This is a genomic window from Variovorax sp. V93, from assembly GCF_041154485.1.
GTDB lineage: Bacteria > Pseudomonadota > Gammaproteobacteria > Burkholderiales > Burkholderiaceae_C > Variovorax > Variovorax beijingensis_A.
The window spans coordinates 3,591,913-3,611,918 of sequence record NZ_AP028669.1; the positions used below are offsets into that span (position 1 = coordinate 3,591,913).

General features: G+C 65.1%; 20 protein-coding genes and 1 tRNA gene. 1 reads left to right on the forward strand and 20 read right to left on the reverse strand.

Features of this window, described 5'->3' with window-relative positions:
• Nucleotides 1–34: 34 nt before the first annotated feature.
• Together ACAM54_RS17025 and ACAM54_RS17030 are read right to left on the reverse strand one after the other, a co-directional pair.
• A complete protein-coding gene (locus ACAM54_RS17025; protein WP_369648345.1) occupies nucleotides 35–1,513 on the reverse strand; it encodes an efflux transporter outer membrane subunit in 1,479 nt (492 codons plus the stop codon).
• Entirely contained in the window at nucleotides 1,506–2,042 is a 537-nt protein-coding gene (locus ACAM54_RS17030; RefSeq protein WP_369648346.1) for a MarR family winged helix-turn-helix transcriptional regulator, read from the reverse strand. The genes ACAM54_RS17025 and ACAM54_RS17030 overlap by 8 nt, the downstream gene beginning before the upstream one ends.
• Before the next feature lie 76 nt (nucleotides 2,043–2,118).
• Here ACAM54_RS17030 and ACAM54_RS17035 point away from each other — a divergent pair, with 76 nt between their 5' ends.
• Nucleotides 2,119–3,903, forward strand: coding sequence for an ABC transporter transmembrane domain-containing protein (locus ACAM54_RS17035; protein WP_369648347.1), 1,785 nt, complete (start codon nucleotides 2,119–2,121; stop codon nucleotides 3,901–3,903).
• A 15-nt stretch (nucleotides 3,904–3,918) separates the two neighbouring features.
• On the opposite strand, the gene ACAM54_RS17040 is transcribed toward ACAM54_RS17035, so the two are convergent.
• From ACAM54_RS17040 to ACAM54_RS17125, 18 genes are all read right to left on the reverse strand, one after another.
• Nucleotides 3,919–4,392, reverse strand: a complete 474-nt coding sequence (locus ACAM54_RS17040; protein WP_145747564.1) for a DUF1178 family protein — start codon at nucleotides 4,390–4,392, stop codon at nucleotides 3,919–3,921.
• A 7-nt stretch (nucleotides 4,393–4,399) separates the two neighbouring features.
• Nucleotides 4,400–5,014, reverse strand: coding sequence for an NUDIX domain-containing protein (locus tag ACAM54_RS17045; RefSeq protein ID WP_145747563.1), 615 nt, complete (start codon nucleotides 5,012–5,014; stop codon nucleotides 4,400–4,402).
• Nucleotides 5,011–5,319, reverse strand: a complete 309-nt coding sequence (locus tag ACAM54_RS17050) for a DUF2818 family protein (RefSeq protein WP_145747562.1) — start codon at nucleotides 5,317–5,319, stop codon at nucleotides 5,011–5,013. Before ACAM54_RS17050 ends, ACAM54_RS17045 begins: the two co-directional genes overlap by 4 nt.
• A 16-nt stretch (nucleotides 5,320–5,335) precedes the next feature.
• Entirely contained in the window at nucleotides 5,336–6,823 is a 1,488-nt protein-coding gene (gene nuoN / locus ACAM54_RS17055; RefSeq protein ID WP_145747561.1) for an NADH-quinone oxidoreductase subunit NuoN, read from the reverse strand.
• 24 nt (nucleotides 6,824–6,847) lie between these two features.
• A complete protein-coding gene (locus ACAM54_RS17060; protein ID WP_145747560.1) occupies nucleotides 6,848–8,326 on the reverse strand; it encodes an NADH-quinone oxidoreductase subunit M in 1,479 nt (492 codons plus the stop codon).
• 24 nt (nucleotides 8,327–8,350) lie between these two features.
• Nucleotides 8,351–10,381 carry an NADH-quinone oxidoreductase subunit L gene (nuoL, locus tag ACAM54_RS17065; RefSeq protein ID WP_145747559.1) on the reverse strand — a complete coding sequence of 677 codons (2,031 nt, stop codon included), beginning with the start codon at nucleotides 10,379–10,381 and terminating at the stop codon, nucleotides 8,351–8,353.
• Nucleotides 10,382–10,388: 7 nt separating this feature from the next.
• Complete coding sequence (gene nuoK / locus ACAM54_RS17070) at nucleotides 10,389–10,697, reverse strand: NADH-quinone oxidoreductase subunit NuoK (protein ID WP_012748597.1); 309 nt, start codon at nucleotides 10,695–10,697, stop codon at nucleotides 10,389–10,391.
• Nucleotides 10,694–11,347, reverse strand: coding sequence for an NADH-quinone oxidoreductase subunit J (locus ACAM54_RS17075; protein ID WP_145747558.1), 654 nt, complete (start codon nucleotides 11,345–11,347; stop codon nucleotides 10,694–10,696). The genes nuoK and ACAM54_RS17075 overlap by 4 nt, the downstream gene beginning before the upstream one ends.
• A 38-nt stretch (nucleotides 11,348–11,385) precedes the next feature.
• Complete coding sequence (gene nuoI / locus ACAM54_RS17080; protein WP_012748599.1) at nucleotides 11,386–11,931, reverse strand: NADH-quinone oxidoreductase subunit NuoI; 546 nt, start codon at nucleotides 11,929–11,931, stop codon at nucleotides 11,386–11,388.
• A 17-nt stretch (nucleotides 11,932–11,948) separates the two neighbouring features.
• Nucleotides 11,949–13,025, reverse strand: coding sequence for an NADH-quinone oxidoreductase subunit NuoH (gene nuoH, locus ACAM54_RS17085; RefSeq protein ID WP_192327726.1), 1,077 nt, complete (start codon nucleotides 13,023–13,025; stop codon nucleotides 11,949–11,951).
• On the reverse strand, nucleotides 13,022–15,184 hold the full coding sequence (gene nuoG, locus ACAM54_RS17090) for an NADH-quinone oxidoreductase subunit NuoG (protein WP_369648348.1): 2,163 nt from the start codon (nucleotides 15,182–15,184) through the stop codon (nucleotides 13,022–13,024). Before nuoG ends, nuoH begins: the two co-directional genes overlap by 4 nt.
• Before the next feature lie 20 nt (nucleotides 15,185–15,204).
• Nucleotides 15,205–16,545, reverse strand: coding sequence for an NADH-quinone oxidoreductase subunit NuoF (gene nuoF, locus ACAM54_RS17095; RefSeq protein ID WP_369648349.1), 1,341 nt, complete (start codon nucleotides 16,543–16,545; stop codon nucleotides 15,205–15,207).
• Nucleotides 16,545–17,093 (reverse strand): NADH-quinone oxidoreductase subunit NuoE, encoded by a 549-nt coding sequence (nuoE, locus tag ACAM54_RS17100; RefSeq protein ID WP_225613275.1) that lies wholly within the window; start codon nucleotides 17,091–17,093, stop codon nucleotides 16,545–16,547. Before nuoE ends, nuoF begins: the two co-directional genes overlap by 1 nt.
• 10 nt (nucleotides 17,094–17,103) lie before the next feature.
• Nucleotides 17,104–18,357, reverse strand: coding sequence for an NADH-quinone oxidoreductase subunit D (locus ACAM54_RS17105; RefSeq protein WP_369648350.1), 1,254 nt, complete (start codon nucleotides 18,355–18,357; stop codon nucleotides 17,104–17,106).
• Between the two features lies 1 nt (nucleotide 18,358).
• A complete protein-coding gene (locus ACAM54_RS17110; protein WP_145747554.1) occupies nucleotides 18,359–18,970 on the reverse strand; it encodes an NADH-quinone oxidoreductase subunit C in 612 nt (203 codons plus the stop codon).
• Nucleotides 18,971–18,983: 13 nt separating this feature from the next.
• The gene (locus tag ACAM54_RS17115) at nucleotides 18,984–19,463 is read right to left on the reverse strand and encodes an NADH-quinone oxidoreductase subunit B family protein (RefSeq protein ID WP_012748606.1); all 480 of its coding nucleotides are present in this window, start codon (nucleotides 19,461–19,463) and stop codon (nucleotides 18,984–18,986) included.
• Between the two features lie 15 nt (nucleotides 19,464–19,478).
• A complete protein-coding gene (locus ACAM54_RS17120; RefSeq protein WP_012748607.1) occupies nucleotides 19,479–19,838 on the reverse strand; it encodes an NADH-quinone oxidoreductase subunit A in 360 nt (119 codons plus the stop codon).
• 68 nt (nucleotides 19,839–19,906) lie between these two features.
• Nucleotides 19,907–19,991 (reverse strand) — tRNA-Leu (locus ACAM54_RS17125).
• Nucleotides 19,992–20,006: the final 15 nt, after the last annotated feature.

Sequence of the window (20,006 nt, forward strand, 5' to 3'; positions counted from 1 at the left end):
AGTTCTTTCCGAAGACGAAAAAAGTCGGTTCAGTTCAGTTCGATGCGGACGGCGCGGGCGCCGCGGCGGTGGCGGTTGCCGGCGGCTGCCAGCCGCCGCCGAGCGCGCGCGCCAGGCCCACCTGCGTGTCGAGCGCGCGCGCGGCCAGATCGACCGCCAGCCGGCGCTGCGCGAGCACGGCGGTTTCGGCGGTCAGCACGTTGAGGTAGTTGCCCAGGCCCGCGCGGTAGCGCTGCACGGCGATGTCGTAGGCGCCTTCGGCGGCTGTCTGCGCGGCGCGCTGCTCGGCCTGCTGGCGTGCGATCGACTGCGCGCTCGTGACCTGGTCGGACGCGTCGCGCACGGCATCGATGACTGCGGCGTTGTAGCTCTCGATGGCCACGTCGAGGTCGGCCGACTTGCCGCGCAGGTTGGCGCGCAGCTTGCCGCCTTCGAAGATCGGCAGGCTGATGGCAGGGCCCACGCCCCACTGCTCGCTGCCCGACTTGAGCAGCTTGCCGAAACCCAGGCTCTGGAAGCCCGCGAAGGCGGTGAGGTTCACGTTGGGATAGAAGAGCGTCCTGGCGTTCTTCACGTCGCTGGTGGCGGCTTCGACGCGCCAGCGCGCGGCGGCGATATCGGCGCGGCGGCCCAGCAGGTCGGCCGGAATGTTGGCCTGCAGCGCCATCGGCTTGAGCTTCTCGAGCGCCGGCGGCTTGAGCGATTGCGATACGTTGGGCTGGCCCACGAGCGCGTCGAGCGCATGCTGTTGCAGCGCGATCTGCTCGTCGAGGGCTTCGATCTGCTGGCGCGCCTCGGGCAGGCCGCCTTCGCTCTGGCGCAGTTCGAGTCGGGTGTCCAGGCCAGCGGACACGCGGTCGCGCACGAGCTTGAGCGTTTCGTCGCGCTGGGCCAGCGTGCGCCGCGCCACGGCCAGCTGGTCGTTCAGGCGCGCCCACTGGAAATAGCTGCGCGCCACGTTGCTGGCCAGCAGCACGCGGGCGGCATCCGCATCGGCAGCCGCGGCATTGGCCGCGCCGATGGCGGTGTCGAGCGCGCTGCGGTTCTTGCCGAAGAAGTCGAGTTCCCAGCTGGCGCCGAGCTGCAACAGGCCGATGTTCTGCGTGGAGCCGCCGAGCGGCGCCGGGTAGATGTAGTTGCTGTTGAATTTCTGGCGTTTCAGGTCGAGGTCGCCCTTGACCTGCGGCTGTAGCGCGGCGCCGGCGACGTCCGCCGAGGCCTGGGCGCGCGCAAGGCGGGCCTGTGCCACCTGCAGGTTCGGATTGCCGGCCACGGCCTGGTCGATCAGCGTGTTGAGTTGCGCGTCGCCAAAGGCGAGCCACCATTGGCGCTCGACGGTCGGCACGGCGGCGGCGCTGCGGTCCGCGGCAATGCCGAGCGACGAAGCATCGCGCAGCCTGGCCTCGGAGCCGATGCCCGCCATGTCGGCACATCCGGCCAGCGCAGCCATCAGCAGCACGGCGGCAACAACGGGGGTGCGGCGCACGGCGCGCGCGGCAAGGGATTCAGTCATTTTTATCTCCACGGGCCGCCAGGGCCTGGGCGTTGTCGAGAATGCGGCGCAGATAGCCCTTGAGCTGCTCCCACTCTTCCCTGGTGAAGCCCGCCAGGTGCTCGTTCTGCACGCGGCTCAGCACATAGGGCACTTCCTGGGCGGCGGCACGGCCTTCCTCGGTGAGCTCGATGTTGACCACGCGCCGGTCTTCGAGCGAGCGCACGCGGCGGCACAGGCCCTTGGCCTCGAGTCGGTCGAGCAGGCGCGTCATGGCGCCGGCGTCGAGTTCGCAGGCGCGAGCCAATTCCGCCACCGTGGTCGCGGCACCGATATGCAGCTTGTAGAGAGGCACCCACTGCGGATAGGTCGGACTACCTGGCTCGCACATACGGGTTCCCACCGACTGGCCAACCGCGGTGACGATGCGCCGCATCAGGTAGCCGATGCTTTCCTCGGCCCTGTAGGTCTCGGCGCGATAAAAGTCGGCCGGCCGGGGCTCGGGCTCGCCGGACACCGGCGGGATTGGCGGGATATCTGCATCGCTCATGCTCAAAATATTAATTGTCATGGCAATTATTGTCAAGGCCGCCTTTGCGACGGCAAGGGTCGGTAGAATCCGCGGCATGGCTTCCTCCCCCCTGTCTTCACCGGCCAAGGGCTCGCCCCGATCGCTGTCGGGCCTGAGCCCTTTTCTCCGGCCCTACCGCGTCCAGATCGCCCTGGCGGGCATTTTTTTGGTGATGGCGGCCATCACCACGCTGGTGTTTCCTATCGCATTGCGCAGCCTGATTGATGGCGGCTTGATCAGCGCGGACAAGGGCGCCCAGACCATGGCGCTGCGCGAGCACTTCGGCGCCCTCTTCGCGGTGGCCGTGGCGCTCGGCCTTTTTTCGGCCGCGCGCTTCTACACGGTGAGCTGGCTCGGCGAACGCGTCACGGCCGATCTGCGCAACGCGGTCTACGGCCATGTGCTGCGCCAGAGCCCGGCCTTCTTCGAGACCACGCAGACCGGCGAAGTGCTGTCGCGCCTGACGGCCGACACCACGCTGGTGCAGACCGTGGTCGGCTCGTCGCTGAGCATGGGCCTGCGCAATGCCGTCATGGGCGTGGGCGCGCTGGCGGTGCTGGTGTGGACCAATCCCTACGTGATGGTCCAGGTGCTGGGCATCCTGGTGCTGGTGGTGCTGCCGAGCATGTGGTTCGGCCGGCGCGTGCGCAAGCTCTCGCGCGCGAGCCAGGACCGGGTGGCCGATTCGAGCGCCATCGCGGCCGAGGTGCTCAATGCGATTCCGGTGGTGCAAAGCTACACGGCCGAATCGCGCGAGGCCGGCCGCTTCAAGGCCTCGACCGAAAACGCCTTCAAGACCGCGGTGCGCCGCACCAAGGCGCGCTCGGTGCTGGTGGCCTTCATCATCATCGCCACCTCGGCGGCGCTGCTCTGGGGCCTCTACCAGGGCACGCAGGCGGTGCTGCGCGGCGACATCACGGCCGGCCACCTGGGCCAGACCGTGGTGTACGTGGCCATTCTTGCCAGCGCGACCGCAGTGCTCGGCGAGGTCTATGGCGACCTGCTGCGCGCAGCCGGCGCGACCGAGCGCCTGATGGAACTGCTGCATGCCCCGGCGGCCATCGTTTCACCGCCCGATCCGGTGGCTGCGCCCATCCCGGCGGCGGGCAGCGCGGTCAAGCTCGAAGCGGTGACTTTCCACTACCCCTCGCGGCCAGGCACGCCGGCGCTCAAGGACTTCAGCCTCGACATCGCACCCGGCGAAACGGTCGCCCTGGTGGGATCGAGCGGTGCCGGCAAGAGCACGGTGTTCCAGCTGCTGCTGCGCTACTACGATCCGCAGTCCGGCCGCCTGCTGCTCGACGGCGCGCCGCTGGCCTCGCTCGCGCTGCCCGAGCTTCGCACCCGCATCGGCCTGGTGCCGCAGGACGCCGTGATCTTCTCGGCCAGCGCCTTCGAGAACATCCGCTACGGCCGCCCCGACGCCACGGCCGACGAGGTGCATGCCGCCGCGCGCGCGGCCTTTGCGCACGATTTCCTGCAGGCGCTGCCCGAGGGCTATGACACCTTCCTGGGCGAGCGCGGGGTGCGCCTGTCGGGCGGACAGCGCCAGCGCATTGCAATTGCGCGCGCCATTCTCAAGAACCCGCCGCTGCTGCTGCTCGACGAAGCCACCAGCGCACTCGATGCCGAGAGCGAACGCATGGTGCAGGCGGCGCTCGAATCGGCCATGGAAGGCCGTACGACGCTCGTGATTGCGCACCGCCTGGCCACCGTGCAGAAGGCCGACCGCATCATCGTGCTGGACCATGGCGGCATTGTTGAACAGGGAACACACGCCACGCTGGTGGCGCAAGGCGGGGTCTATGCCCGCCTGGCCGCCCTGCAGTTCACGGCTTGATGGGCCGGCTGCAGGCTACTGCAGCGTTTCCTTGAGCGCCGCAGGGATGGGCAGGGCCATCACCGGAATGCCCTCTTCGAGCAGCGCCTCGGTCTGCTCACGGGTCGCCTGGCCGCGGATCCCGCGCTCTTCGGCTTCGCCGTAGTGCATCCTGCGCGCCTCGTCGGCAAAACGGTCGCCCACGTCCTCGGTCTTTGCGAGAACCTCGCGCACGGCGCGCATCCAGCGGGCCTCGGGAGATTGTTCGGCCGGTGCCTGGGCCTTGGCGGGTGCCGAAGATGCCGAAGCCGACGCAGCAGCGGCCTCTGCCGGCGCCTTCGCGTTGCCCAGGTTCAGGCGCGGCGCGCTCAGCAGCTTGACGATGCGCGTGTCGGCACACACCGGGCATTCCACCAGTCCGGCGGCCAGCTGGGTTTCGAAAGCTTCATTGGACGCAAACCAGCCTTCGAAGCCGTGGCCATGCGAGCAGCGCAGATCGAGAACCTTCATGCGCGGATTATCCCGCGCCGCCTTGCGAAGCGGTGGCTCGCCAATCGAGTGACCATGCGCCCGAAAGAACGTTCTGCAGCCACAGCATGCAGGTCAGCGACTTGGCATCGGTGAGCGTGCCGTCGCGGCACCAGAGTGCAACTTCGGCCGGCGTGGCCGTGAACACGTCCAGGAACTCGCCGTGGTCGAGCTGCCGCTTGCCGAGCGACAGGCCGCGCGCAAAGTAGATGTGGATGATCTCGGTGGAATAGGCCACGGCCAGGTGCATGGCGCCGGCGTAGGCCCATTCGCTCGCGGTGTAGCCGGTTTCCTCGAGCAGTTCGCGCTGGCCGCACACCAGCGGATCTTCGCCCGCATCGAGCTTGCCGGCCGGAAACTCGACCATCACATGCCCGACCGGATAGCGGTACTGCCGCTCCAGCACCACGCGGCCGTCGTCGAGCAGTGGAATCACCACCACCGCGCCCGGATGGATCACGTACTCGCGCGTGGCGCTGTGGCCGTCGGGCAGGCGCACGGTGTCGCGGCAGACCTGGAGGAAGTTGCCCTTGACCAGCAGCTCGCTGGCCGTGCGTTCTTCCTTCAGGTGCGAATCGGCGATGGGAGAAGTCATGTCGGTCATCCGTGCCTGTGCTTCATGAGGTAGCGCCAGGTGAACCCTGGAAAGGCCAGCACGATGAAAAGCGCGCCGGTCACCGCATAGAACTCCCAGCCCTGCGGGGCGATCTGCCCTGCCCGGCTTTCGAACAGCAAGCCCACGCCGCCCGCGGCAAAGTACAGCACCACCAGTTCGGCGAGCCGCACTGCCAGCGGCTTGGGCCGCGTGGCCAGGGGCACGACGCCGAACAGCCGGTCGTTGCAGAACGGCAGGTTGGCCGCCACCAGCGCCACCAGGAGAACGACCCAGACCGATGCGGTTTGCGACACCGTGGGCAGGCTGGGATCAGTTCGCCAGCGTGGCCACGATGGCCTTGGCGCACAGCGTCATGAGGCCGCCGGGCACGATGCCCAGCACGAGGATCAGCAGGCCGTTGATCGACAGCACGGTGCGCACGTCGCGCGGCGCCGACACGGTGCTGGCCGTGACCGGCGCGTCGAAGTACATGACCTTGACCACGCGCAGGTAGTAGAAGGCGCCAATCAGCGACATGACCACCGCGAACACCGCCAGGCCGATGTAGAGCGCCTGGCCCGAGGCGATCAGCGCCTGCAGTACCGCCAGCTTGGCGTAGAACCCGACCAGCGGCGGCAGGCCCGCGAGCGAGAACATCGCGATCGCCATCACGCCGGCATACAGCGGGCTGCGCTGGTTCAGGCCGGCCAGGTCGGTGATTTCTTCGCTTTCGAACCCCTCGCGCGCCAGCAGCAGGATGATGCCGAAGCTCGCCAGCGTGGTCAGCACGTAGGTCACGATGTAGAACATCGAGGCGCTGTAGGCGAATTGTGCGTTGTAGGTGTTGCCGTTGACCACGCCCGCCACCAGGCCGAGCAGCATGAAACCCATCTGCGCAATGGTCGAGTAGGCCAGCATGCGCTTCAGGTTGGTCTGCGCGATGGCGGCCAGGTTGCCCACCAGCAGCGAGGCGATGGCCAAGAGCGCCAGCATCTGCTGCCAGTCGATGGCCAGCGGCAGCAGCCCTTCCACCAGCAGGCGGATGATGATGGCGAAGGCGGCCAGCTCGGGCGCCGCGCCGATCAGCAGCGTGACCGCCGTCGGTGCGCCCTGGTACACGTCGGGCACCCACATGTGGAAAGGCGCCGCCCCCACCTTGAAGGCCAGGCCCGCCACGATGAACACGAGGCCGAACACCAGCACCTGGTGGTTCACCTTGCCGCTGGCGATGATCTTGAACACTTCGTTGGTGTCGAGCGAGCCGGTCGCGCCGTACAGCATCGACAGGCCATAGAGCAGGAAGCCGCTGGCCATGGCGCCGAGCACGAAGTACTTCATGGCTGCTTCGCTGGCCACCGCGTTGTCGCGGCGCAGCGCCACCAGCGCATAGCTCGACAGCGTGAGCAGTTCGAGCCCGAGGTAGATCAGGAGGAAGTTGCTGCCCGAGATCATCACGAACATGCCCAGCAGCGCGAACATGCTGATGGTGAACATCTCGCCGCCGCGCAGCATGTCGCGATCGGCCGCGTAGGGCCGGCCGTAGACCAGCGTGACCATCAGGGCCACCGTGGCAAAGCACTTGAGCCAGTTGCCCATGGGATCGCTCACGACCATGCCGCCGAAGCCGTAGACCGTCTTGCCCTCGTTGCCGGCCAGGCCGGTCAGCACGGCCACCACGGCCAGCGTGAGCAGCGTCAGGATGTAGGTGCGCGTGCGCTGCGCACTGGTGCTCGACAGGTCGACCAGCGCAATGATGCAGGCCATGACCAGCAGCACGATTTCGGGGTAGATCGCGACCCAGCTGAGTTTGTCAATCATCTCGTTCTCTTCTTCAGCGTGGCATCAGGAGGGCAGCTTCGAAATCGCCACGTGGCGAAGAAGCTCGGTCACGGAAGCGTCCATCACGTCGGTGAACGGCTTCGGATGGATGCCCATCCACAGCACGGCAATGGCCAGCAGCGACAGCATCAGGAATTCGCGGGCATTGATGTCGGTGAGCTCCTTGACGTGGTCGTTGCCGACCGGGCCGAGGTACACGCGCTTGTACATCCAGAGGGTGTAGGCCGCGCCGAAGATCAGCGCCGTGGCGGCTCCGAAGCCGAGCCAGAAGTTGGATTTGACCGCACCCAGGATGACCATCCATTCGCCCACGAAACCGGCGGTGCCCGGCAGGCCGCAATTGGCCATGGCGAACAGCAGCGCGAATGCGGCGAACTTGGGCATGGTGTTGACCACGCCGCCATAGTCGGCGATCTGGCGCGAATGCACGCGGTCGTAGAGCACGCCGATGCCAAGGAACATGGCGCCCGACACGAAGCCGTGGGCAATCATCTGCACGATGCCGCCGGACACGCCCAGTTCGTTGAAGATGAAGAAGCCGAGCGTCACGAAGCCCATGTGGGCGACCGACGAGTAGGCCACGAGCTTCTTCATGTCTTCCTGCACCAGCGCCACCAGGCCGACGTAGATCACCGCGATCAGCGACAGCGCGATCATGAGCCAGGCCCATTCGTGCGAGGCGTCGGGCGCGATCGGCAACGAGAAGCGCAGGAAGCCGTAGGCGCCGAGCTTCAGCATGATGGCGGCCAGCACGGCCGAGCCGCCGGTGGGGGCCTCGACGTGCACGTCCGGCAGCCAGGTATGGACCGGCCACATCGGCACCTTGACGGCAAAGGCGGCAAAGAATGCGAAGAACAGGAAGGTCTGCGCTGTCGAGCCCAGCGGCAGCTTGTGCCAGCTCAGGATGTCGAAGCTGCCGCCCGACTTGTTGTACAGGTAGATCAGCGCCACCAGCGTCAGCAGCGAGCCGAGCAGGGTGTAGATGAAGAACTTGAAGGCCGCGTAGATCTTGTTCGGGCCGCCCCAGATGCCGATGATGAGGTACATCGGGATCAGCGTGGCTTCGAAGAACACGTAGAACAGGATGCCGTCGAGCGCGGCGAACACGCCGATCATGAAGCCCGAGAGAATCAGGAACGCGGCCATGTACTGGTTGACGCGCTCGGTGATCACTTCCCAGGCCGAGATCACGACCACCACGGTGGTGAACGAAGTCAACAGCACCAGCCAGATCGACAGGCCGTCGATGCCGAGGTGATAGTTGACATTGAAGCGCGCGATCCAGCCGGCCTTCTCGACGAACTGCATCGCGGCGGTGCCGTTCTGGAAGCCCGTGTAGAGCGGTACGGTCACCAGGAAGCTCACGATCGCGCCGACCAGCGCGACCCAGCGCACGCCCCTGGCATGCTCGTCACGGCCGAACGCCAGCAACGCGACACCGAATGCGATCGGCACCCAGATGGCAAGGCTCAACAAACCCATTTTTGTTTTTCTCCAGCGCTTGACTCAGCGCTTGAACCAGACGAAGTACGTCATCAGGATGAAGATGCCGAGCAGCATCGCGAAGGCGTAGTGATAGATGTAGCCCGACTGCAGCCAGCGTACGGCGCCCGAGATGCGGCCCACGACCTTCCATGAGCCATTGACCACCGCGCCGTCGATCAGCGCCTGGTCGCCGCCCTTCCACAGCCCGGTGCCGAGCCCACGCGTGGCGCGGGCGACGACGTTCTCGTTGAACCAGTCCATGTAGTACTTGTTCTCGAGCAGGCGGTAGATCGGGCCGAAGGCGCGCTTGATCGCGGCCGGCAGCGCCGGATTGATCATGTACATGTACCAGGACAGGACCACGCCAGCCAGTGCCAGCCAGAACGGCGCCGCCTGCAGACCGTGGATGGCCATGGCCACCGGGCCGTGGAAGGCCTCTTCCAGTTCCTTCATGGCGTGGTGCCGTGTGCCGTCCACGATGATCGCGTTCTTGAAGAACTCGCCGAACAGCATCGGCTCGATCGTCATGAAGCCGATCACCACCGACGGGATCGCGAGCAGCACCAGCGGCAGCCACACCACCCAGGGCGATTCGTGCGGCTTGTCGCCGTGGCCGTGATCGTCGTCGTGCTCCGCATGTTCGTCATGGTGGTGCGCGTCGGGATTCTGGTCGTAGCGCTCCTTGCCGTGGAACACCAGGAAATACATACGGAACGAATAGAACGCCGTCACGAACACGCCGGCCAGCACCGCGTAGTAGGCGAACTGTGCGCCCCACAGGTGGCTTTCGTGTACCGCTTCGATGATGCTGTCCTTCGAGTAGAAGCCGGCGAAGAACGGCGTGCCGATCAGCGCGAGCGAACCCAGGAGCGAGGTGATCCAGGTGATCGGCATGTACTTGCGCACGCCGCCCATCCATCGGATGTCCTGGTTGTGGTGCATGCCGATGATCACCGAGCCCGCGCCGAGGAACAGCAGCGCCTTGAAGAAGGCATGCGTCATCAGATGGAACACCGCGACCGAGTAGGCCGAGGCACCGAGCGCCACGGTCATGTAGCCCAGCTGCGAGAGCGTCGAATACGCCACCACGCGCTTGATGTCGTTCTGGATGATGCCGAGGAACCCCATGAACAGCGCCGTGATGGCACCGATCACCAGGATGAACGAGAGCGCCGTGTCGCTGAGTTCGAACAGCGGCGACATGCGCGCCACCATGAAGATGCCGGCCGTGACCATGGTCGCGGCGTGGATCAGCGCGGAGATGGGGGTCGGGCCTTCCATCGAGTCGGGCAGCCACACATGCAGCGGGAACTGCGCGCTCTTGCCCATGGCGCCGATGAACAGGCAGATGCAGATCACGGTCACCAGCATCCACTCGGTGCCGGGGAAGGTGATGCCGGCCAGCGTGTTGGCCTTGGCGAAGGCCTCGCCGTAGTTCAGCGTGCCGGCATAGGCGGCGATCAGGCCGATGCCCAGGATGAAGCCGAAGTCGCCCACGCGGTTGACCAGGAAGGCCTTCATGTTCGCGAAGATCGCCGTAGGCCGGTTGAACCAGAAGCCGATCAGCAGGTACGACACCAGGCCCACCGCTTCCCAGCCGAAGAACAGCTGGAGCATGTTGTTGCTCATGACGAGCATCAGCATCGAGAAGGTGAAGAGCGAGATGTAGGCGAAGAAGCGGTTGTAGCCCTCGTCTTCTTCCATGTAGCCGATGGTGTAGATGTGCACCATCAGCGAGACGAAGCTCACCACGCACATCATCATGGCCGTGAGGCCGTCGACCAGGAAGCCGATTTCCATCTTCAGGCCGCCCACCACCATCCATTCGTAGATGGTGGCGTTGAAGCGCGCGCCATCGGCCACCACGCTCTTGAGCGTCATGGCCGAGATGATGAAGGCGACGAGCACGCCGAGGATGGTCAGCGAATGCGTGACCTTGCGGCCGATGTGATTGCCGCCGAACTTGGTGCCGAACAGGCCGGCGACGACGGCGCCGACCAGGGGTGCCAGCGGCACGGCCAGCAGGGCGGATGCGGAAAGGGTTGCGCTCATACTGATTTCAACCCTTGAGCGAGTTGAGTTCGTCCACGTTGATGTTCGACTTGTTGCGGAACAGCAGGACCAGCAGCGCAAGGCCGATGGCCGACTCGGCCGCGGCCACCGTCAGGATGAAGAACACGAAGATCTGGCCGTGCATGTCGCCCAGGTAGTACGAGAACGCCACGAAGTTCATGTTTACCGCGAGCAGCATCAGCTCGATGGCCATCAGCAGCACGATGAGGTTCTTGCGGTTCAGGAAGATGCCGATCACCGACAGCGCAAAGAGCATGGCGCCGAGCGATAGAAAGTGTCCGAGCGTGAGCGTCATGCCTTGTTTTCCTTTGCCGCTGCTGCGTCTGCTTCTGCCACGGGCTCGGCGGCGCGCGTGACCGGCATCTGCACGATGCGCACGCGGTCCCGCGCCTTCACGCGCACCTGGTCGGACGGGTTGACGTACTTGCTGTCCTTGCGGGTGCGCAGCGTCAGCGCGATGGCGGCCACGATGGCCACGAGCAGGATGACGGCCGCGATCTCCAGCGGATACAGGTACTCGGAGTACAGCAGCTTGCCGAGCTCGAGCGTGTTCGAGTTGCTGGCCGCCATGGCGGCTCCGGCGCGCGGCGGCTCCGCCAGGCGGAAGCCGCCCATCAGCACGGCGGCCATTTCGAGCGCAATGAGCGCGCCCACGCCGGCTGCCAGCGGAAAGTGCTTCCAGAAACCCTGCCGCAGGCCGTCGACGTTGATGTCCAGCATCATCACGACGAACAGGAACAGCACCATCACGGCCCCCACGTAGACGAGCACCAGCGAGATTGCCAGGAACTCGGCGCGCAGCAGCAGCCAGATCGCCGAAGCCTGGAAGAAGGCCAGCACCAGGTACAGCGCGGCGTACACGGGATTGCGGGCGGTGATGACGCGGAAGGCTGCGAACAGCAGCACCGCGGCAAAGAGATAGAACAGACCGGTCTTGACGTCCATTGGAATTCGAATTGGTACGGGGTTCGGACTGATCGGGATCAGCGGTACTTGGCGTCGGCCGCCTTGTTCGCTGCGATTTCTTTTTCGTAGCGGTCGCCCACGGCCAGCAGCATGTCCTTGGTGAAGTACAGGTCGCCGCGCTTTTCGCCGTGGTATTCGAAGATGTGGGTCTCGACGATCGAATCGACCGGGCAGCTCTCTTCGCAGAAGCCGCAGAAGATGCACTTGGTCAGGTCGATGTCGTAGCGCGTGGTGCGGCGCGAACCGTCGTCGCGCACATCGGATTCGATGGTGATGGCCAGCGCCGGGCACACGGCTTCGCAGAGCTTGCAAGCGATGCAGCGCTCTTCGCCGTTCTCATAGCGGCGCAGCGCGTGCAGGCCGCGAAAGCGCGGCGACAGCGGCGTCTTCTCTTCGGGAAACTGCACCGTGATCTTGCGGGCGAAGGCGTACTTGCCAGTGATGGCCAGGCCCTTGAACAGTTCGAACAGCATGAAGCTGCCCAGGAAGTCCTTGAGCGAGAACGGGGCGGACGCGAGCTTGGAAGGGCGCGCGAGCGCGCCGGCGGTATGCGCAGCAGTCATGATGTTGGCGCTTCCAGTTATTTCCAGATGTTGAACGGGGTCTGCATCCAGGCACCGACCACGACCAGCCACACGAGCGTGACCGGGATGAAGATCTTCCAGCCGAGCCGCATGATCTGGTCATAGCGGAAGCGCGGGAAGGTGGATCGGACCCACAGGAACATGGTGACCACGCAGAAGGTCTTGGCACCGAGCCAGATCCAGCCCGGGATGAAGCTCAGGAACTCGAACGGCGGCAGCCATCCGCCGAGGAACAGCACGGTGCACAGGATCGAGACCAGCCACATGTTGGCGTACTCGGCCAGGAAGAACATCGCGAAGCTCATGCCCGAGTACTCGATCATGTGGCCCGCAACGATCTCGGACTCGCCTTCGACCACGTCGAAGGGGTGGCGGTTGGTTTCCGCCAGGCCCGAGATGAAGTAGACGACGAAGATCGGCAGCAGCGACAGCCAGTTCCACGACAGGAAGCCGATGCCCATCGATGCGAAGGTGCCCTTGCCCTGCCCTGTCACGATGTCGGTCATGTTCAGGCTGGCCGAGACCATCAGCACCACGACGAAGCAGAAGCCCATCGCAATCTCGTAGCTCACCATCTGTGCCGAGGCGCGCAGCGCGCCCAGGAAGGCGTACTTCGAGTTCGAAGCCCAGCCCGCGATGATCACGCCGTAGACCTCGAGCGAGGTGATGGCCATCACGAACAGCAGGCCGGCGTTGATGTTGGCCAGCGCCACGTCCGGACCGAAGGGAATCACAGCCCATGCGACGAGCGCCGGCATGATGGTCATGATCGGGCCCAGCAGGAACAGGCCCTTGTTGGCGACCGTCGGAAGAATGATTTCCTTGGTCATCAGCTTGAGCGCGTCGGCGATGGGCTGCAGCAGGCCCAGCGGCCCGATGCGGTTCGGGCCGATGCGGATCTGCGTGAAGCCGATCGCCTTGCGCTCCCACAGCGTGAGGTAGGCCACGGCCCCCATCAGCGGAAGCACGACCACGATGATCTTGATCAGCGTCCAGATCACCGGCCAGGCCAGGCCCGTCCACCAGCCCGCGTGGACCAGTCCCTGGCCGAAAGCATGCACTGCGTCGATCATGCCAATGCCTCCTCGGCACGGGCCGGAGCAGCCGATGCGTTGCGCGCATCGGCGGTGAGTTGCAGCGACGGTGCGCGGCGCACGATCGAGTCGAGTTGATAGATGCTCGCGACCACGGGAGCGGGAGCGGCGCCGCTGGAAGCGACGGCCTTGGCCGCGGTGGCGTTGTTCAGCGCGTTGGCAGGCACGGCGCCGTTGTCGCCGATAGTGCGCAGCACGTCAGCCGTCGATTCGAATGCGAAGCCCGGCAGGCCGAGCAGGTTGGCCAGCACGCGCAGCACCTTCCAGGCCGGACGCGTTTCGCCTTGCGGCTTCACGACGGCATGGAAACCCTGCACGCGGCCTTCGGCATTGACGAAGGTGCCCGGCGTTTCGGTGAACGGCGCGATCGGCAGCAGCACGTCGCTGAACTCGAGGTTGGCCTTGAAGGGGCTCAGCGTGACGACCATCTGTGCATTGCCGATGACGTCGGCGGCTGCGGCGCCCGCAGCCGAGTCGAACACCGGTTCGTTGTTGAGCAGCAGCACGGCCTTGAGGCCCGAGCCCGCGGCCAGCATGCGGCCGGCATCGAGGCCGCCGTTCTTCGGGAACGCGCCGACGAGCTGCGCGCCCACGGTGTTGGCGGCTTCGGTCAGGTAGCCGACGGTGGCGCCGGTCTGCGCGCCGATCCAGTTGGCGAGGGCCAGCAGGCTGCTCGCTTGCGCATGGTGGGCGGCGGCGTTGCCGAGCAGGATGGCCTTGCGCTCGCCGCTCAGCAGCGAGGCGGCAATGGCTTGCGCGGCGGCATCGGGTTCGTTCTTCGGTGCCAGCGGTGCAGCCGCACCGTTGGTCTTGCCGATGGCAGCGGCCACGGCGGCCAGCGCCTCGACCCATTGGTCGGCTTCGGCGATGGTCGATTGCGCCACGCTGATGGCCCAGGCGTCGCGGTCGGCCATCAGGCCGGCCGAGGTGATCACCGACAGCGCGGCGCCCTTGCGCACGGCCTGGCGGATGCGCTGCGCGAACAGCGGATGGTCCTTGCGCAGGTTCGAACCGACGACCAGCGCGCGCTGCAATTGCGTGAGCGATGCGATCGAGGTGCCGAGCCAGCGCACGCCTTCGAAGGCCGTGAATTCGGCATTGCGCAGGCGGTAGTCGATGTTGTCGCTGCCGAGTTCACGCGTGAGCATGGCGGCCAGCTGCAGCTCTTCGAGCGTGCTGTGCGGGCTCACCAGCGTACCGATGCTTTGCGCACCGTGGTCGGCCTTGATCTGCTTGAGGCCGTTGGCCACGTATTCGAGCGCGGTCTGCCAGTCGACCTGGTGCCACTGGCCGCCCTGCTTGAGCATGGGCTGCGTGAGGCGTTCCGGGCCGTTGAGCGCTTCGTACGAGAAGCGGTCGCGGTCGGCGATCCAGCACTCGTTGACGTCTTCGTTCTCGAGCGGCACCACGCGCATCACGCGGTTGTTCTTGACCTGGACGATCAGGTTGGCGCCGGTGGAGTCGTGCGGGCTCACCGACTTGCGGCGCGACAGCTCCCAGGTGCGGGCGCTGTAGCGGAACGGCTTGCTCGTGAGCGCGCCGACCGGGCAGATGTCGATCATGTTGCCCGACAGTTCGGAGTCGACCGAGTCGCCGAGGAAGGTTTCGATTTCGGAGTGCTCGCCGCGCTGGGTCATGCCGAGCTCCATCACGCCGGCCACTTCCTGGCCAAATCGGACGCAGCGCGTGCAATGGATGCAGCGGCTCATTTCTTCCATGCTGATCAGCGGACCGACGTCCTTGTGGAAGACGACGCGCTTTTCTTCTTCGTAGCGCGAAGAAGAACCGCCGTAGCCCACGGCCAGGTCCTGCAGCTGGCACTCGCCGCCCTGGTCGCAGATCGGGCAATCGAGCGGGTGGTTGATCAGGAGGAACTCCATGACCGACTGCTGCGCCTTGATGGCCTTTTCGCTCTTGGTGCGAACGATCATGCCCTGCGTGACGGGCGTGGCGCAGGCCGGCATCGGCTTGGGCGCCTTTTCCACGTCGACCAGGCACATGCGGCAGTTGGCCGCGATGCTGAGCTTCTTGTGATAGCAGAAGTGCGGGATGTAGGTGCCCGCCTTGTCGGCCGCATGCATCACCATGCTGCCTTCGGTCACTTCGACCTTCTTGCCGTCGAGTTCGATTTCGATCATGAGTATGTTTCTTCTCGCGCTCAGGCCTTGACGGGCGCTTTCGGGACGTAGCCCGGAATCAGGGCCTCGAACTCGTGACGGAAGTGCTTGATCATGGCGCGCACCGGCATGGCCGCCGCGTCGCCGAGGGCGCAGATGGTGCGGCCCTGGATGTTGTCTGCCACGGAGTTGAGCAGGTCCATGTCGGTCGCCCTGCCCTGCCCGTTGTGGATGCGGTCCACCACGCGGTACAGCCAGCCCGTGCCTTCGCGGCACGGCGTGCACTGGCCGCAGGACTCGTGCATGTAGAAGTACGAGAGGCGCCGCAGCGACTCGACCATCGAGCGGCTGTCGTCCATCACGATCACCGCGCCCGAGCCCAGCATGGAGCCGGCCTTGGCGATGGAGTCGTAGTCCATCGTGCATTCCATCATGATCGAAGCCGGCAGCACCGGCGACGACGATCCGCCGGGGATCACGGCCTTGAGCGTGCGGCCCTTGCGAACGCCACCGCACAGCTCGAGCAGCTTGGAGAACGGCGTGCCCATCGGCACTTCGTAGTTGCCGGGCAGCTCGACGTCGCCGCTCACCGAATAGATCTTGGTGCCGCCGTTGTTCGGCTTGCCGCATTCGAGGTAGGCCTGGCCGCCGTTGTTGATGATCCAGGGCACCGCCGCGAAGGTCTCGGTGTTGTTGATGGTGGTCGGCTTGCCGTACAGGCCGAAGCTCGCCGGGAACGGTGGCTTGAAGCGCGGCTGGCCCTTCTTGCCTTCCAGCGATTCGAGCAGCGCGGTTTCCTCGCCGCAGATGTAGGCGCCGAAGCCGTGGGCGGCATGCAACTGGAAGTTGTACGTGCTGCCCATGATCTTGTCGCCGAGGTAGCCGGCGGCGCGCGCCTCTTCGAGCGCTTCCTCGAAGCGGTCGTAGCTCTGGAAGATCTCGCCGTGGATGTAGTTGTAGCCCACGCTGATACCCATCGCATACGCGGCGATGGCCATGCCTTCGATCACGATGTGCGGATTGAACTGCAGGATGTCGCGGTCCTTGCAGGTGCCCGGCTCGCCTTCGTCCGAATTGCAGACGAGGTACTTCTGGCCCGGGAACTGGCGCGGCATGAAGCTCCACTTCAGGCCCGTGGGGAAGCCTGCGCCGCCGCGGCCGCGCAGGCCCGAGGCCTTGACTTCGGCGATCACCTGGTCGGGCGTGAGGCCCTCGGTGAGGATCTTGCGCAGCGCCTTGTAGCCGCCGCGCGCCTCGTAGTCGGCCAGGCGCCAGTTGGTGCCGTCGAGGCCGGCATAGATCTGCGGCTCGATGTGGCGGCCATGGAAACAGGTCTGGACGCCCGTGGCCTGGAATTGCTGGAGCACTTGTTCGGGCGACATCAGGCAGCCTCCCCTTTGGTGGAGCCGCGCAGGCCATCGATGAGCTGGTCGAGCTTCTCGTTGCTCATGAAGCTGCACATGGTGCGGTCGTTGACCAGCATCACGGGCGAATCGGCGCAGGCGCCCAGGCATTCGCTCTGCTGCAGCGTGAACATGCCGTCGGCCGTGGTTTCGCCCATCTTGATGCCGAGCTTCTTCTCGAGGTGGACCAGCGCGGTGACGCCGTCGCGCAGCTGGCACGGCAGGTTGGTGCACACGTTGAGCTTGAACTTGCCCACCGGATGCTGGTTGTACATGTTGTAGAAGGTCGTGACCTCGTGCACGGCGATGGGCGCCATGCCGAGGTACTCGGCGATCTCGCGCTCGCGCTGCATGCTGATGAAGCCTTCGTCCTGCTGCACGATGGCCAGGCAGGCCATCACGGCCGACTGCTTGCCGGCTTCAGGGTACTTGGCGACTTCGCGCGCAAAGCGCTCGAGAATCGCAGGCTTCAGAGGAGCAGAAGGCGCCGAGGGCGCCGTGTCATGGTGGGTCGAGGAAGTCGTCATTCGCTCTTTCTCACCTGTCGATTTCGCCGAACACGATGTCCATCGTGCCGATCACCGCGACAGCGTCGGCGATCATGTGGCCGCGCGACATTTCGTCGAGGGCGGCGAGGTGCGGGAAGCCGGGCGCGCGGATCTTCAGGCGGTACGGCTTGTTGGCGCCGTCGCTCACCAGGTAGATGCCGAACTCGCCCTTCGGGTGCTCGACGGCGGCATAGGCCTCGCCTTCGGGCACGTGGAAGCCTTCGGTGAAGAGCTTGAAATGGTGGATCAGCTCCTCCATGTTCGCCTTCATCGATTCGCGCGCGGGTGCGGCGACCTTGTGGTTGTCGGTGATCACCGGGCCGGGGTTGGCACGCAGCCAGGCCGAGCACTGCTGGATGATCTTGTTGGCCTGGCGCATTTCTTCCACGCGCACGAGGTAGCGGTCGTAGCAGTCGCCCGTCTTGCCGACCGGCACGTCGAACTGCATCTGGTCGTAGACGTCGTAGGGCTGCTTCTTGCGCAGGTCCCATTCGACGCCCGAGCCGCGCAGCATGGGGCCGGTGAAGCCGAGGTTCAGCGCGCGCTCCGGCGTCACCACGCCGATACCCACGGTGCGCTGCTTCCAGATGCGGTTGTCGGTGAGCAGCGTCTCGTACTCGTCGACCATGCCGGGGAAGCGCTTGCAGAAATCGTCGATGAAGTCGAGCAGCGAGCCCTGGCGGTTCTCGTTGAGCTTCTCGATCGCCTTTGCGTTCTTGATCTTGCTGACCTTGTACTGCGGCATCGCATCGGGCAGGTCGCGGTAGACGCCGCCCGGACGGAAGTAGGCCGCATGCATGCGCGCGCCCGACACGGCTTCGTACATGTCGAACAGGTCCTCACGCTCGCGGAAGCAGTAGATGAGCATGTTCATCGCGCCGCAGTCGAGACCGTGCGCGCCGAGCCACAGCAGGTGGTTCAGCAGCCGGGTGATCTCGGCGAACATCACGCGGATGTACTGCGCGCGAATCGGCACGTCCAGGCCCAGCATCCGCTCGATGGCCAGGCAGTAGGCGTGCTCGTTGGACATCATCGACACGTAGTCGAGACGGTCCATGTAGGGCAGCGACTGGATGAAGGTGCGCGATTCGGCAAGCTTCTCGGTCGCACGGTGCAGGAGGCCGATGTGCGGATCGGCGCGCTGGATCACTTCGCCGTCGAGCTCGAGCACCAGGCGCAGCACGCCGTGGGCCGCAGGATGCTGGGGACCGAAGTTGAGTGTGTAGTTCTTGATTTCGGCCATATCAATGCAACCCGCTGCCGTAGTTGTCTTCGCGAATCACGCGCGGGGTAATTTCCCGCGGCTCGATCGATACCGGCTGGTAGACCACGCGCTTCTGCTCTTCGTCGTAGCGCATTTCGACATGGCCCGACACCGGGAAGTCCTTGCGGAACGGATGGCCAATGAAGCCGTAGTCGGTCAGGATGCGGCGCAGGTCGTCGTGGCCTTCGAACACGATGCCGTAGAGGTCGAAGGCTTCGCGCTCGAACCAGGTGGCGGCATTCCAGACGGGCTGGAGCGAATCGACCACGGGCAGGTCTTCGTTCGGCGCAAATACCTTGAGGCGCACGCGCTGGTTGAGACTCACCGACAGCAGGTGCGTGACGACGCCATAGCGCTCGCCCTGCCACTCGCCTTCGCGGTAGTCGGAGTAGTCCATGCCGCAGAGGTCGATCAGCTGCTCGAAGCGGCAGCCGGGCGCATCGCGCAGCAGCATGGCGGCTTCGATGTAGTCGGCAGCACCGACCACCACGGTCACCTCGCCGAGCGCAACCGTGACGCTCCTGGCCTTGGCGCCCAGGGTCTCGGCAATGGTGGCGCGCAGCACCTCCGGCGAAATTGCAAAATCAGTCATCGTCGGCAATCCCTCAGGCGCGCGCAATGGTGTTGGTGCGGCGAATCTTCTGCTGCAGCTGGATCACGCCGTAAAGCAGCGCTTCGGCGGTGGGCGGGCAACCCGGCACGTAGACATCCACCGGCACAATGCGGTCGCAGCCGCGCACCACCGAATAGCTGTAGTGGTAGTAGCCGCCGCCGTTGGCGCAGGAGCCCATGGAAAGAACCCAGCGCGGCTCCGGCATCTGGTCGTAGACCTTGCGCAGCGCCGGCGCCATCTTGTTGCACAGCGTGCCGGCCACGATCATCAGATCGGACTGGCGCGGGCTGGGCCGGAACAGCATGCCGAAACGGTCGATGTCGTAGCGGGCTGCGCCTGCGTGCATCATTTCGACGGCACAGCAGGCCAGACCGAAAGTCATCGGCCAAAGTGATCCGGTCTTCGCCCAGTTCACCACCGAGTCGTAGGTGGTGGTGACGAAGCCTTCCTTCATGACGCCTTCAATGGCCATTTTGTCGATTCCTTGTCATTCCCAGTCGAGCGCGCCTTTTTTCCACTCGTAGGCGAAGCCCACGACGAGGATGGCGAGAAAGATCATCATGGCCCAGAAGCCGACGGCGCCGATTTCCTTGAGCGCAATCGCCCATGGAAAGAGAAAGGCAATCTCGAGATCGAACAAGATGAAGAGAATGGCAACGAGGTAATAGCGCACGTCGAATTTCATGCGCGCATCCTCGAAGGCCTCGAAGCCACACTCGTAGGGAGCATTCTTCGCTGCGTCGGGCCGGTTGGGACCCAGGATGTAGCCGATGACTTGCGGTGCGACACCTACACCGACACCGACCAAAATGAACAAGAGGACGGGGAGATAGGAATCGAGGTTCATCGGGAGATTTTTCACCGCTTGCCACCGGCAGGAAAACACTCTGGATGAGGTTTTCTGCCGGTGAGATTTGGTGCGGTCGGCGAGACTCGAACTCGCACAGCTTTCGCCACTACCCCCTCAAGATAGCGTGTCTACCAATTTCACCACGACCGCGGTTTTTTGTTCGGA

Bases quoted from the DNA above. Each gene is read 5' to 3' on its own strand.
- ACAM54_RS17075 (WP_145747558.1), bottom strand. From the start codon at position 11,347: ATGGACGTCAAGACCGGTCTGTTCTATCTCTTTGCCGCGGTGCTGCTG.
- ACAM54_RS17105 (WP_369648350.1), bottom strand. From the start codon at position 18,357: ATGGCCGAAATCAAGAACTACACACTCAACTTCGGTCCCCAGCATCCT.
- ACAM54_RS17060 (WP_145747560.1), bottom strand. From the start codon at position 8,326: ATGGGTTTGTTGAGCCTTGCCATCTGGGTGCCGATCGCATTCGGTGTC.
- nuoH (WP_192327726.1), bottom strand. From the start codon at position 13,025: ATGATCGACGCAGTGCATGCTTTCGGCCAGGGACTGGTCCACGCGGGC.
- ACAM54_RS17025 (WP_369648345.1), bottom strand. From the start codon at position 1,513: ATGACTGAATCCCTTGCCGCGCGCGCCGTGCGCCGCACCCCCGTTGTT.
- ACAM54_RS17045 (WP_145747563.1), bottom strand. From the start codon at position 5,014: ATGACCGACATGACTTCTCCCATCGCCGATTCGCACCTGAAGGAAGAA.
- nuoL (WP_145747559.1), bottom strand. From the start codon at position 10,381: ATGAGCGCAACCCTTTCCGCATCCGCCCTGCTGGCCGTGCCGCTGGCA.
- nuoE (WP_225613275.1), bottom strand. From the start codon at position 17,093: ATGACGACTTCCTCGACCCACCATGACACGGCGCCCTCGGCGCCTTCT.
- nuoI (WP_012748599.1), bottom strand. From the start codon at position 11,931: ATGACTGCTGCGCATACCGCCGGCGCGCTCGCGCGCCCTTCCAAGCTC.
- nuoG (WP_369648348.1), bottom strand. From the start codon at position 15,184: ATGATCGAAATCGAACTCGACGGCAAGAAGGTCGAAGTGACCGAAGGC.
- ACAM54_RS17115 (WP_012748606.1), bottom strand. From the start codon at position 19,463: ATGGCCATTGAAGGCGTCATGAAGGAAGGCTTCGTCACCACCACCTAC.
- ACAM54_RS17110 (WP_145747554.1), bottom strand. From the start codon at position 18,970: ATGACTGATTTTGCAATTTCGCCGGAGGTGCTGCGCGCCACCATTGCC.
- nuoN (WP_145747561.1), bottom strand. From the start codon at position 6,823: ATGATTGACAAACTCAGCTGGGTCGCGATCTACCCCGAAATCGTGCTG.
- nuoF (WP_369648349.1), bottom strand. From the start codon at position 16,545: ATGTCGCCCGAACAAGTGCTCCAGCAATTCCAGGCCACGGGCGTCCAG.
- ACAM54_RS17030 (WP_369648346.1), bottom strand. From the start codon at position 2,042: ATGAGCGATGCAGATATCCCGCCAATCCCGCCGGTGTCCGGCGAGCCC.
- ACAM54_RS17035 (WP_369648347.1), top strand. From the start codon at position 2,119: ATGGCTTCCTCCCCCCTGTCTTCACCGGCCAAGGGCTCGCCCCGATCG.
- ACAM54_RS17040 (WP_145747564.1), bottom strand. From the start codon at position 4,392: ATGAAGGTTCTCGATCTGCGCTGCTCGCATGGCCACGGCTTCGAAGGC.
- ACAM54_RS17120 (WP_012748607.1), bottom strand. From the start codon at position 19,838: ATGAACCTCGATTCCTATCTCCCCGTCCTCTTGTTCATTTTGGTCGGT.
- nuoK (WP_012748597.1), bottom strand. From the start codon at position 10,697: ATGACGCTCACGCTCGGACACTTTCTATCGCTCGGCGCCATGCTCTTT.